Here is a 12,799-nt window from a genome sequence, read left to right as displayed (position 1 = left end):
CTTTTGAAAAGGCCGCCGGAACCGAGTCCCGGCGGCCGAAGCTTTCAAGCCTTACATGGCGTTGATCTTGTCGACCATGCCAGCCGGCCAGCTCTTCGCCAGATCCGAGGCCAAGTACTTCTTTTGAGCGAATTCACGGAACGCCTTCAGGTCGGGCGTATAGACCTCAAGGCCCTTTTCCTTGAAGAAGGTGGCGAGCTGCGCCTCCTGCTTCAGGTGTTCCTGCGTGCTCCACTCGATCGCCTTGTCGGCCGCCGCTTGGATGGCTGCCTTCTTCTCCGGCGACAGGGAATCCCAGACCTTGTTGGACACGGCCAGAACGTCAAATCCGACGAGATGAGAAGTCAGCGCGATCTGCGACATCACCTCGTAGAACTTCATGTTCTGCACGTTGGGCAGCGGGTTGTCCTGCCCGTCGATGGCGCCGGTCTGCAGCCCGGTATAGACCTCCGCATAGGCCATCGGCGTGGGGTTGGCGCCAAGAGACTGCCCCAGGAACTGCCAGGCGTCGCCGCCGGGCATGCGCAGCTTGATGCCGGCAAGATCCTCGGGCTTGCTGATCTTCTTGTTGGGCTTGAGCCCCACATGGCGGGCACCGAAATAGGTCGGACCGAGAATGTGGATGCCGAGCTTGTCGGAGGCCATCTTCTTGAGCTGCTGGCCCACATCGCTGGCGAACACCTTCTTCAGGTGATCGGCGTCGCGGAACAGGTAGGCCGATGTGACGATGGACCATTCAGGGATCTGGTTCGAGATGTCCTGGGGGGCGATGTTGCCCATCTCGAGATTGCCGCGCTGCATGGCGACAAGCTCGGTGCCCTGCTTGAACAGTGTGCCGCCGTAATAGGGCTGAAGGTTGAAGCCCTGGGCCTTCACCGCCTCGCCGAACTGCTTCATCATGTTCGCTCGGATGTCCTGCTCCGAGAAGACGGCCGAGAATCTCAGGTTCGTTGGTGCCTGCGCAGTGGCTGGTCCAGCCATGCCCCATGCCAGAAGGGCCGCGCCTCCAGCCATCAGAACACGCCTGTTGATATCGAATCCCATGATTTCCTCTCCTTCAGGTTGCTGCGCATTCATGTGCGTCTTGGCAGGCACTATCCGCTCCGAGGATTATTAAATCAATAGTCATTATAAAAATCATCTGATATTTTAACAATCAACCTATGATGAAGCTGCCAGCGCTTTGAAGACGGAGCGGCAGCGGGAGAGTTCATCGATGCCATGTAATGAGACAGCGGTGGCCGGATGAGCATTGAGTTGCTGGCAACATCCATTGCAGATCGCGCCTATGAGCGGATTCGTGCCGACATCGTGTTCGGGCGTCTCGCGCCCAGAGCCCGCCTCCGGCTGGATCAGCTGGCAAGTGCCTATGGCGCGAGTGTCAGCACCCTGCGGGAGATCCTCAGCAGACTCTCGTCGGAAGGACTGGTCATCGCCGAGGGGCAGCGCGGCTTCCGGGTTGCTCCCGTCTCACCTGACGGCTTTGAGGATGTTGCAGCCATGCGGCTGCTCCTGGAAACCTATGCCCTGCCTCTGTCCTTCACAGCCGGCGATCTGGAATGGGAGAGCCGGGTCGTGGCCGCTCATCACAAGCTTGCCTTCATGGAACGGCGGATGCTGGCCGGAGACCAGGAGGGAATGGAACTCTGGAAACGCTACGACCGCGAGTTTCATCAGACCCTGATCGAGGCCTGCGGCTCCCAGACCCTTCTCGATCTCTATGGCGGCGTCTTCGATCAATATCTTCGCTACCAGATGGTGGCCGTCGTCTTTAGAGGAGAAATCGCCGCGGCGGAGCACCGGACATTGCTCGATTGCGCCTTGACACGCGATGCCGACAGAGCCTGCACGGTGCTCACTCAGCATGTGAATGGATGCGTGGCCTACACGCTGGAGAGCGGGGCGCTGGCATGACGGACGAGACGCTCGTTATCCCGCAAACCGGCACAGTTGGGGAAAGTGCCTACCAGAAGATCCGGTCCGATATCGTGTTCGGCCGCCTGGGCCCCGGCAAGAAGCTGAAGCTCGATCGCCTCAAGGCGGATTACGGCGCCAGCGTCAGCACGCTTCGCGAGATACTGAACCGTCTCCACTCCGAGCGGCTTGTGATAGCCGAGGGCCAGAAGGGCTTCGAGGTGGCTCCGGTGTCGATTGCGAACCTGAGGGAGATCGCCGCACTCCGGCAACTCCTGGAGGGGAGGGCGCTGGAGCAGTCGTTCCGGGCTGGCGACATGGAATGGGAGGGCCGCGTCGTTGCTGCCCACCATCGGCTTGCCCGAATGGAAGAGCGGATGGCTCAAGGGGACAGATCCCAGACCGAGAAATGGAAGCGCTATGACTGGCAGTTCCATCAGGCGCTCATCTCCGCCTGCGGATCCAAGATGCTGATCGACAACCACGCGGCGGTCTTCGACAAGTACCTGCGCTACCAGATGATCGCCCTGAGCTATCGCGGCGACATCGCGGCCAATGAACATGCCGAGCTTCTGGAGTGCGCCTTGAAGCGGGACGCCGCGCGCGCCTGCGAGGCGTTGACGCGCCACGTGGCCGGGGGTGTCGAGCATGCGCTGGCAACCGGAACCATCAGCTGACACGAGAAGGAGCCGGCCGGTTCGGCACAGGCTCCCGACCGCAACCGAAGAAATGGACCGACGAGCATGCGCACCGCCATCGCCACCGTCTGCCTGAGCGGCACCCTGACCGAGAAAATCGAGGCCATCGCGGCCGCTCAGTTCAAGGGTGTGGAGATCTTCGAGAACGATCTTCTCTCCTTCAATGGCACGCCTGCCGATGCCCGGCGCATGATCGAGGGACTCGGGCTTGAGACGATCACCTTTCAGCCGTTCCGCGATTTCGAGGGCATGCCCGAGCCGCAGCGCTCGAAGGTGTTCGCCCGGGCCGAGCGCAAGTTCGACGTCATGCAGGAACTCGGCTGCGATCTCCTGATGGTGTGCAGCAACGTCTCACTGGACTCGCTCGGCGGGATCGAGCGAGCGGCGGCGGACTTTTATGAACTCGGCGAACGCGCTGCCCGACGCGGCCTGCGGGTTGCCTTCGAGGCGCTCTCCTGGGGACGGCACATCCACGATTATCGTGATTCCTGGGAGGTCGTGCGGCGCGCGAACCATCCGGCGGTCGGTCTGGTGCTCGATTCCTTTCATGTGCTGGCGCGAGGAACGGACCTGTCGGCGATCCGATCCGTCCCGTCGGACAAGATCTTCCTGGTGCAGATGGCCGATGCACCGATGCTTGACATGGATTACCTGTCCTGGAGCCGGCATTACCGCTGCTTCCCGGGGCAGGGCGATCTGCCCATCGATGACTTCATGGATGCGCTTCATGCGACGGGATTCGACGGGCTCCTGTCCCTCGAGATCTTCAACGACCGCTTCCGGGCGGGCTCCACGCGCAGCGTCGCCATCGACGGTCAACGCTCCCTGATCGTCATGCTCGATGAACTCCGCCGGCGCACGGGCGCGGCCCTTTCCGATGTCGAGGCTATTCCGCCCAAACCCGTATGCTCCGGTGTCGAGTTCGTGGAATTCGCCGTAGACGAGCGGAGCGCGGTTGGACTGGAGCATACCTTACACGGTCTCGGCTTTCAGAAAGCAGGCCTCCACCGCTCCAAGGCTGTAACCCGCTGGCGGCAGGGTGACATCAACATCGTCGTGAATGCGGACAAGGAAGGCTTCGCCCATTCCTTCAACATCACACATGGCACCGCCATCTGCGCTCTGGCTCTTCGCGTCGACGATGCGCCAGGCACGGTCGACCGCGCCGGGACGCTCCTCGATCAACCCTTTCAGCAGCCGGTGGGGCCGGGCGAGATGAACATACCGGCGGTTCGCGGTCTTGGCGGTAGTCTTCTGTACTTCGTCGATCAGAAGTCGGGATTGGATCGATTGTGGGAGGTCGATTTCGAGCCGGTCGCTGCAGACGACACGATTGGATGCGGATTGAAATCCGTCGACCACGTTTCGCAGTCGATGCATTACGAGGAGATGCTGACCTGGCTGTTGTTCTATACGTCGCTTCTCGACGTCCGTAAAACTCCGGTTCAGGCAGTGATCGATCCCGGCGGTGTGGTGCAAAGTCAGGCGATCGAGACCCATGACGGCGCGCTCCGCCTGATCCTCAATTCCTCCCAAAGCCAGCGCACCCTGTCTTCGCGGTTCCTGAATGAGCTCTTCGGGTCGGGCATCCAGCACATCGCGCTCGCGACCGACGACATCTTCGGCACCGTCGAGCGCTTCAAGGAACGCGGCGTCGATCTCCTGCCGATTCCGGAGAATTATTACGACGACCTGGAGGTGAGAACCGACCTGTCGGCTGAGGATATGGAGCGGCTGCGCGCCAGCAACATCCTGTATGACCGGGAGGGCGGCGCCGAGTATTTCCAGGTCTATACGAAGACCCTGGAGAGCGGGTTCTTCTTCGAAATCGTTGAACGACGGGACTATCAGGGTTATGGCGCCGCGAATGCTCCGATCCGCCTCGCATCCCAGACGCGTCTAGCCGTGGACGCTGCGGGCTCTGGGCTCTGAACGGACGACAGATTATTGGGGTATCGAAGTATCGGCCAGAGGATGGCTTATCATCCCAATCCGTAAAAGCGTTGTGCCGTGCCTCCGAAAACGGCGCTCTTCTGCTCCGGAGCTAGATGAGCGGTGAGTTCCTGCGCCCACTGCCACCATTGAACATAGGTGCTGCGCAAGGTGCAAACCGGCCAGTCGCTGCCGAACATGAGCCGTTCTGGTCCGAACAGACCCAGAAGAGCCTGGGAGACGGGTTCGAGGGCAGTTCTTGAGGTTTGCTCCCGGCACTCGGTGACGAGGCCTGAGAACTTGCAATGCACATGGGGGATATCGGCCAACTGGGCCAGATCCCTGTGCCAGGCGTGCAGGGGCTCCCCGATCGCCGGCTTGGCACCATGATCGACGACAACCTTCAGGTCCGGGTGGCGCTCGATCAGGCGCAGGACATTGGGCAGGTGTCGGGGGAGAACAAGCGCGTCGAAACGCAACCCGAGATCGACCACAGCCCTGTAGACCGGCGTCAGCTCGGCGTTGAGCATCCAGCCATCGTCCGGGATGTCCTGCAGCATGGGGCGGATACCCCGGAGCAGCCTGTTGGAGGCCAAGCGTTCAAGCTGGTCCACGGCATCAGGCGCCAGCATGTCGATCCAGCCCACAACGCCCCTGACTTTAGGCTCGACTTCCGCGACCGAGAGAAGATAGCGGGTCTCCTCAAGGGTGGGTGCCGCCTGAACCAGGATCGCGTAATCGATGCCTGCCTGCTCCCAGGACGCCCGGACGTCCTCAAAGGTGAAGTCGCGATAGATGGCGGTAAGGTCGGGGGTGAGCCAGCCGTAATCCCCACGCGATAAATGCCAGACATGCATGTGCGCGTCGATGCGTGGTGGATGGCTCATCTTTTACCTACGATTGGCGGCAGGCTACTGCACAGGAAAGCGGGAGAGGAGCAGCCCCTCTCCCGGGAGCGTGATCTCAATCGTAGAGAACGGAAGCGATCTTCGGATCGCTCATGTTCGACTTGTCATAGTAGAAGAAGCCGGTGTCGATCACCTTCTCGAGCTTCTCGCCTTTGAGGGCCTTCACGGCCGCTTCGACCGTCTTGTAGCCGATGCCAACCGGGTTCTGGGTGATGGCTCCCGCCATGAGACCGTCCTGGATCGCCTGCTTCTGCTGCTTTCCGGAATCGTAGCCGATGATGACGATCTTGCGGTTCATCTCCTTGGCGCCGTTGACGACGCCGATGGCCGAACCTTCATTGGCGCCGAAAATGCCCTTGAGGCGAGGATTTGCCTGAAGGATCGATTTCGTGATCTCCGTCGACTTGAGGTGATCGCCGGAGCCGTACTGGACGCTCACGATCTTGATCTTCGGGTACTTCTCCTTGACCCGGTTCACGAAGCCGTCGCGCCGGTCGATGCCCGTGCGGCTGGTCTGGTCGTGGACCACGAGCGCGATGTCGCCTTCCCCGCCGATCAGTTCCGCCATCTTGTCGGCAGCCAGAGCCGCGGCTGCGAGATTGTTCGTGGTGGCTGTTGTCACCGGCACATCGCTGTCGACGCCGGAGTCGAAGGCCACGACCGGGATCTTGGCGGCCTGAGCCTTGCGCAGGAGCGGGATTGCCGCCTGGCTGTCCAGCGCCGCCAAGCCGATCGCTTTCGGGTTCTTGGCGAGTGCAGCCGAGAGCATGTCGATCTGCTTGTCGACCATGGTCTCGCTGTCAGGGCCTTCGAACGTGATGCGCACGTTATGCTCTTTGGCAGCCTGTTCGGCTCCGGCCTTGACGGCCTGCCAGAATTGATGCTGGAAGCCCTTCGAAACGAGGGGAATATAGATCTCCTGGGCCGTTGCCGGACCCGAAAAGCCGATGAGCGCTGCGATGCCGACGGCACCGATCAGATTGCGTCTGCTCCACATCTGTTCCTCCTGGATATCGTTCGTTGTCGGCCCCGATTGTCCGGGGCAGCATTATGACGGTGGACGGGTGCTGTTGCGGGTTCGTCTGCTCCTTCATGATGGTGAGAGGTGAGGGGCTTTAGCTCCTTCGCCGCAGGATGTCGGCATAGACGGCGAGGATGATGATGATCCCCGTCACGACGGTCTGCCATTCCTGGGCGACCGAGAGGATCCGCAGGCCGTTCGTGAGCACGCTGATGATCAGCGCGCCGATGATCGTGCCGAGAATGGTGCCGCGACCTCCGCTGAGCGATGTGCCGCCGATGACCACGGCCGCAATGGCATCGAGCTCATATCCTTGGCCGAGAGCAGGCTGAGCGGAGTTGAGCCGGGAGGCGATGATGAGGCCGGCAATGCCGCAGATCCCGCCCGAAACCGTGTAGACGATGATCTTCCAGAAGTCCGTGTTCACGCCCGAAAGGCGCACCGCCTCCTCGTTGGAGCCGAGGGCGAAGGTATAGCGGCCGAAAGCCGTGCGCGTGAGAACGAGGCTGGAGACGACCGCGACGATGAACAGGATCAGCACCCCGTTGGGAATCGGCAGGAAGGGCAGGACGGCCCCGATCAGGGATTCCTGCGAGATCATCGAGAAATTAGGCGTATCGTTGAAGTAGATCGGCCGGGTTCCCGAGATCACCAGGGCCAGGCCCTTCAGCAGCATCATCATGCCGAGGGTTGCGATGAATGGCGGGATCTTCATTTTAGCGATAAGGGTACCGGAGACCGCCCCGCTGAGGGCGCCCGCAGCAATTGCCGCGAGGATGCCCAAAGGCATGGGCAGTCCCCAGTAGGTCAGGACGACCCCTGCGATGACGGCGCAGAACGTCATCAGGGTGCCGACGGAAAGATCGATGCCACCCGTGATGATGACGAAGGTCGCAGCGACCGCGAGAACGCCGTTTACGGCCGTGGCCTGCAGGATGCCGATGAGGTTGTCGCTCCGCAGGAAGTTTTCCGACGCGATGCTGAAGACGGCCATCAGGGCGATCAGGCTGGCGAAGGCTAGGATCTTCTGCCAAGCCCCCTGGCTCAGCATTGCGGACCTGGCGATGGTCGGGCTATCTTTTTCTACGATGGTCGTCACGTGGTTGCTTCCCCAATCGCCGCGTTCGGGCCGTCTGCTGTCAGGCTGTGTCGTTGTGTTGCCAGGCGCATGATATCCTCCTGGGTCGCTCCGTCGGCCGGGAGCTCACCTGTGAGCCGCCCCTCGCACATCACGGCGATCCGGTGACTCATGCGCAGGATCTCGGGCAGTTCGGATGAAATCATCACGATGGCCCGGCCTTGAGCGGCGAGGGTGTTCAGCAGCTTGTAGATCTCATTCTTCGCGCCGACATCGATGCCGCGGGTCGGCTCGTCGAAGAACAGGATTTCGCAATCCCGCGCCAGCCACTTCGCAATCACGATCTTCTGCTGGTTGCCGCCTGAAAGGAACCGCACCTCCTGAGCATCCGAGGGCGTCTTGATGCGCAACTGCTTGATGTAGGACCGGGCCGTCTCGCGGATCGCCCGCGCCTTGATGATCATGTTCAGGGAAAGGAACTTGCTCAGGCACGGCATGACGATGTTCGCCGCCACATCCATCCCCGTTGCGAGGCCGAAACGCTTTCGGTCTTCGGACAGGTAGCCGATGCCAAGCCGCACAGCATCCTTGGGAGACCGTATCGTCACTGGCCGGCCCCTGACGATGATGTCGCCGCCATCGAGAGGGTCGGCTCCGAATATCGCCCGTGCCACCTCGGTGCGACCGGCTCCCATCAGACCGGCGAAACCGAGGATCTCGCCCTTTCTCAGTTTGAAACTGACGTCCTGAATGGCGTTGCTTCGGCGGAGATTGCGGACCTCCAGCACCACGTCGTGGCTCGACAGGTCCGGAACATCCGTCTTGGTTTCGGTCAGGCTGCGCCCAACCATCATTGAGATGATCGTGTCGACACTCGTGGAGTCGGTTGGGACGGTGCCGACATATTCACCGTCGCGCATGACGGTGACCCGATCCGAAATTTCCTTCAGCTCATCCATTTTGTGGGAGATGTAGACGATGCCCACGCCCTCAGATTTCAGCTGGCGGATGATGCCGAACAGCTCTGCAATCTCCGCCTTGTTCAGGGCGGCCGTGGGCTCATCCATGATCAGGACCCTGGACCTGAAGGACAGAGCTTTGGCGATCTCGACCATCTGCTGCATGGCGACCGTGAGATCGCCGACCTCCGCTCGAGGATCGAGCGCGAGATTCATGCGCGAGAAGATCTCGGCGGTCGCCCGGTTCAGAGCTCCCTCGTCAAGCAGAAATCCCATGGCCTGCTTGGGTTCGCGGCCAATGAAGATATTCTGCGCGGCCGTGAGTTCGTTCATCAGGTTCAGCTCCTGATGAATGATGCTGATTCCGAGGTCCTGAGCAGCCCGGGGCGAAGCGATGTCAGCAGGCTTGCCTTCAATGAGAATCTCGCCTGCGTCCTTCTGATAAATGCCGGCGAGCACCTTCATCAATGTGGATTTGCCGGCTCCGTTCTCTCCCATAAGGGCGTGGACCTCGCCCGGAAGCAGCTCAAAACGGGCTTTCCTGAGAGCCTTCACGCCGGGAAATGACTTGTCGAGATCCCTGATCGTGACGAGCGGCGTCATGCGCAACGCACCAGTAAAGATGAGGCAGCAGGAGAAGAGACAATGCCCGCGAGGTTCGAAGCCTCCGTGCGCAGCCATGCGACGGTGGTTGGGCAGTCCAATTCCCAACTCGTTGCGGACGCCAACAGGACTTCGTCCTGCATCTGCTCCTCCCGACCGCCCCCTGTGACGGCCCGCACCCACGGAGCCATTCTGCGGCGCTCCTTTGGGTCTCGGCTCGGATCGAAAGCTCAAAAGGCTTTTCTTGGGAGGATGATATTCATGAACATCAGGGGCAGGCAACTAAAATGTTAGTGGGAGGAAACGGGCCAATATCGGTATTGCAACAGAGTTTTATTCCTTCTGAAGCGGAGCTCCTGATGTCTCGTCGCTTGCCTGCCCGGGGGCACCGCCATAGGCTTGAACCTATTCCTCGCTGGACTCAAATCGAAGCTGTCGAGAGAACGAAGGGAGTCATCATATGCCCATGGAACCGATTCAGAACACCCCGCTCGGACGCACAGGTCTCTCGGTATCGAGAATCTGCTTCGGCACCTCGTCCTTGGGGGACATGCCCGGCACCTACGGCTATGATGTCAGCGAGGATCGCGCGCGGGAGACCGTGCGGGCCATCTTCTCTGGCCCGGTGAATTTTCTCGATACGTCACGCATTTATGGTTTCGGTCGCAGCGAAGAGCGGATTGGCGATGCCATTCGCGAGCGCGGGGGATTGCCGGACGGATTTGTCCTCTCGACCAAGCTGGATCGCGACCCGGAGACGAACCGGTTCGATGCTTCCCAGGCGCGGCGATCCCTGGAGGAAAGCCTCAAGGCCCTCGGACTCGACCGCCTCGACCTTCTTCATCTCCATGATCCGGAGCACGCCGACTCGCTGGAAGCGACAACAGGCCCTCGGGGAGCTCTCGCTGAATTGTTCAGGATGAAAGAGGAAGGCTTGGTCAAAGCGGTTGGTCTGGCAGCCGGACTGGTGGATGTCATGATGCCGCTCCTGCGTGACTGGGACTTCGACGCGATGATCACGCATAACCGCTTCACGCTGGCCAACCGGAATGCGGACGCCATGATCAGCTTCGCGCACTCGAAAGGCATTGCCGTTCTCAACGCAGCACCCTACGCCGGAGGCGTCCTGGCGAAGGGTTCCGAGTCCTACCCACGGTACGTTTATCAGGAGGCCTCTGAAGACGTTCTAAACCCGATCCGACGGATCGAGGCCATCTGCGCCAGGCACGGTGTTCCGCCCGGGGCAGTCGCCCTGCAATTCTCGATGCGGGACAAGCGGATCACCTCGACGATCTGCGGCGTCAGCAAACCCGAGCGGGTTGCTCAGACGATCGAGTGGGCAAGCTGTTCCATCCCGCAAGCCGTCTGGGACGAACTGGCTTCTCTCTCCTATTCAACCGATGATCCCGAGGCGAGTCGCCAGTACAATCCAGGATAACCTGCCATGCTCAAGAACATCGATCCTCTCCTGTCCCCGGATCTGTTGATGGTGCTGCGCTCGATGGGGCATGGCGACGACATTGCCATTGTCGACGCCAACTTCCCGGCGACCGCCATGGCCCGGCGTCTCGTGCGGCTTGACGGGCTGGCGGCGACGGAGGTCACCCATGCGATCCTGTCGGTGATGCCCCTCGACGATTTCGTCCCGGAGGCGGCTTGGCGCATGGAGGTGGTGGGTGATCCTCAGGCGGAGCAGCCGATCTTCGACGAGTTCCGCGCCATCATTGCGCGTCATGAAGGCGCGAACTTCCGCCTCGCAAGCCTCGAGCGCTTCGCCTTTTATGAGCAGGCCAAAGCTGCCTATGCGATCGTTTCAACGGGTGAAAGAAGGCTCTACGGCAATATCATCTTGAGGAAGGGTGTTGTCCGCGATCGATGATGTCGGCTGCTCTCCCACCAAGCACCTGAGTAGGCAAATGAGCAGGTGAAAGCGCTATCAGCCGATCTTCTCGAATTCCATCGTGGCAATCTGCCGGACAGCCCTGTCGGCATAAAGCTGAAGTTCCGCCTTATCGCCGCGGGAGAAGGAGCGGGGTTTCGTATCGATCAGGCACAAGGCGCCCAGCCGTATGTTCTTCAGGAAGATCAACGGAGCCCCGGCATAGAACCGGATGAAGGGTGCTCCCGTCACTAAAGGGTTGTCCCTGACACGGTCGTCCACCGAGGCGTCCTCGATGACGAAGACCTCGTCGCTCAGGATCGTATAGTTGCAGAAGGCCACGTCCCGCGGCGTCTCGCCGGGTTCCAGGCCTTGCGCCGCCTTGATGCGCTGCCGGGCTTTGTCCAGCAGGGTGAGCGCGCAGATGGAGACTTCGAAATGCTGTCGGGCCTCCTCGCAGATCATGTCGAGCACGGGATCCGCCGTGGCATCCAGAGCGCCCGTTTCGAGAAGAGTTCTTAAGCGCTCCTCCTCATGAGGACCTGTAGGGAAGGACATTGCTGTGGATACCAAGTGCTTCTTTCCGGAAGCGAAGTCGAGCGAGAGGTTACTGGAGGGTTGGAATTCCGGTGTTCAGTTAGTGTAAAGGCCGCCCTATGGTGGACGGGAATTGCCGGCATTGACAGTAACCCATTGGTGTTAATCAGTTCCTATGCGGTGACCGGAGGAACGTGCGCCATCTTGGCGCGCGTTCAGGAGGACACCTCTGACCTCATGCCAAGCCGGCTTTCTGCGGATTGCGCGATCGAAGAGAAGCGGCCGCTGAGGGGCACCGTCGGTCCGGGGCCTGAAGCCGTTCAGCCAAGTCCGGTCGTCGGACAGCCCCCATGTGCTCACGGCAAGGACCTCCGCCTCCTCGAGGACGAGATCGAGATAGGTCCGGTAGGTCTCGGCCACGATGGCGTCGCGCTGCCTCCGGTCTCGGGGGCAAAGGTGATCCGACACGTCCATTTCGGTGATCATGACGCTCAATCCCATGGCCCGGACCTCCCGAAGAAAAGCTCGAAGCTCCGGATGATCCCGGGGTTGCTCCAGGGCAGTGAGGTGAGACTGGAGCCCTAAGCAGGCGATCGGGGTGCCCCTGGCTTTTTCCCGTTCGAGCAGGGTGAGCATCTGCCGGCGCTTTCGCTCAGCCGCAGGTGAGTCGTATTCGAGCCCCATCTCGTTGAGAACCAGAAGCGCCTTAGGATCCCAGAGCGCTGCCTCCCGGAAGGCGGTCTCGATGTAATCGGGGCCGAAGGCCGCGAGAAAGCGCGTCTCGCGCAAGCCGTCACTTCGGCCATGGTCAGGCTCCACGGGTTCGTTCACCACATCCCAGGAACGCAGCTGTCCATCATAGCGGGCCACCGTGCGCGTCAGATGGTCGAGCGCAGCATCCCGAAACTGCTGATCCGAACTCTTATCGAAGCTTGGCGGAACAGCCTCATGCCACCAGAGAGTGTGCCCATGAACCGCCAGAGCATGGTCGGACGCAAAAGCGATCAGCTTGTCGGCGGCCGAATAATCAAGGTTGCCTTGGCTCCGGCAGACAGCATCCCATTTCAGCTCGAACTCTGGCGTAATAATAGAACAATCTCTCAGGATTGCTCTGGTCGAACGCTGCGACAGAAGGTCGGAGGTGCAAAGAGCCGTGCCGAAAAGCACACCGTTTTGAGCCGCGGCGCTCGACAAGCTGCTGTTCTTCGGCTCATGGTGCATTCTTCATTCCTTACCTCGAATGATATCACAGGCAACTTCCCGTCCAACG

Annotated in this window: 12 protein-coding genes; 5 read left to right on the top strand and 7 right to left on the bottom strand. The window is 60.8% G+C overall.

Annotated elements, in window-relative coordinates:
* Nucleotides 1-51 precede the first annotated feature (51 nt).
* Complete coding sequence (gene dctP / locus IC232_RS20090) at nucleotides 52-1,044, bottom strand: TRAP transporter substrate-binding protein DctP (RefSeq protein WP_190846734.1); 993 nt, start codon at nucleotides 1,042-1,044, stop codon at nucleotides 52-54.
* Nucleotides 1,045-1,245: 201 nt separating this feature from the next.
* Here dctP and IC232_RS20085 point away from each other — a divergent pair, with 201 nt between their 5' ends.
* The 3 genes from IC232_RS20085 to IC232_RS20075 all read left to right on the top strand — a co-directional run bounded on the left by IC232_RS20085 (nucleotide 1,246) and on the right by IC232_RS20075 (nucleotide 4,544).
* Nucleotides 1,246-1,914 (top strand): GntR family transcriptional regulator, encoded by a 669-nt coding sequence (locus tag IC232_RS20085; RefSeq protein ID WP_190846733.1) that lies wholly within the window; start codon nucleotides 1,246-1,248, stop codon nucleotides 1,912-1,914.
* The gene (locus tag IC232_RS20080) at nucleotides 1,911-2,591 is read left to right on the top strand and encodes a GntR family transcriptional regulator (RefSeq protein ID WP_190846732.1); all 681 of its coding nucleotides are present in this window, start codon (nucleotides 1,911-1,913) and stop codon (nucleotides 2,589-2,591) included. The genes IC232_RS20085 and IC232_RS20080 overlap by 4 nt, the downstream gene beginning before the upstream one ends.
* A 66-nt stretch (nucleotides 2,592-2,657) precedes the next feature.
* Entirely contained in the window at nucleotides 2,658-4,544 is a 1,887-nt protein-coding gene (locus tag IC232_RS20075; RefSeq protein WP_190846731.1) for a bifunctional sugar phosphate isomerase/epimerase/4-hydroxyphenylpyruvate dioxygenase family protein, read from the top strand.
* A 50-nt stretch (nucleotides 4,545-4,594) separates the two neighbouring features.
* Here IC232_RS20075 and IC232_RS20070 read toward each other — a convergent pair whose 3' ends face one another.
* The 4 genes from IC232_RS20070 to IC232_RS20055 form a co-directional block, all read right to left on the bottom strand.
* A complete protein-coding gene (locus IC232_RS20070) occupies nucleotides 4,595-5,431 on the bottom strand; it encodes an amidohydrolase family protein (RefSeq protein ID WP_190846730.1) in 837 nt (278 codons plus the stop codon).
* Nucleotides 5,432-5,507: 76 nt separating this feature from the next.
* A complete protein-coding gene (locus IC232_RS20065; protein ID WP_190846729.1) occupies nucleotides 5,508-6,449 on the bottom strand; it encodes an ABC transporter substrate-binding protein in 942 nt (313 codons plus the stop codon).
* A gap of 118 nt (nucleotides 6,450-6,567) precedes the next feature.
* Nucleotides 6,568-7,524, bottom strand: coding sequence for an ABC transporter permease (locus IC232_RS20060; protein WP_190846757.1), 957 nt, complete (start codon nucleotides 7,522-7,524; stop codon nucleotides 6,568-6,570).
* Nucleotides 7,525-7,568: 44 nt separating this feature from the next.
* Complete coding sequence (locus tag IC232_RS20055) at nucleotides 7,569-9,113, bottom strand: sugar ABC transporter ATP-binding protein (RefSeq protein ID WP_190846728.1); 1,545 nt, start codon at nucleotides 9,111-9,113, stop codon at nucleotides 7,569-7,571.
* A 460-nt stretch (nucleotides 9,114-9,573) separates the two neighbouring features.
* Between IC232_RS20055 and IC232_RS20050 the strand changes: the two genes are divergently transcribed.
* A complete protein-coding gene (locus tag IC232_RS20050; protein WP_210335433.1) occupies nucleotides 9,574-10,551 on the top strand; it encodes an aldo/keto reductase in 978 nt (325 codons plus the stop codon).
* Nucleotides 10,552-10,557: 6 nt separating this feature from the next.
* Nucleotides 10,558-10,992 (top strand): RbsD/FucU family protein, encoded by a 435-nt coding sequence (locus IC232_RS20045; protein WP_190846727.1) that lies wholly within the window; start codon nucleotides 10,558-10,560, stop codon nucleotides 10,990-10,992.
* 57 nt (nucleotides 10,993-11,049) lie between these two features.
* On the opposite strand, the gene IC232_RS20040 is transcribed toward IC232_RS20045, so the two are convergent.
* Entirely contained in the window at nucleotides 11,050-11,565 is a 516-nt protein-coding gene (locus IC232_RS20040; protein WP_190846726.1) for a GAF domain-containing protein, read from the bottom strand.
* Nucleotides 11,566-11,691: 126 nt separating this feature from the next.
* On the bottom strand, nucleotides 11,692-12,750 hold the full coding sequence (locus tag IC232_RS20035; RefSeq protein WP_190846725.1) for an endo-1,4-beta-xylanase: 1,059 nt from the start codon (nucleotides 12,748-12,750) through the stop codon (nucleotides 11,692-11,694).
* Nucleotides 12,751-12,799: the final 49 nt, after the last annotated feature.

The sequence above is a fragment of the Microvirga sp. genome (assembly GCF_014699075.1).
Taxonomy (GTDB): Bacteria; Pseudomonadota; Alphaproteobacteria; order Rhizobiales; family Beijerinckiaceae; genus Microvirga.
The sequence above is the reverse complement of the archived record's forward strand: the minus strand, read 5'-3'. Positions and strand labels throughout refer to the sequence as shown.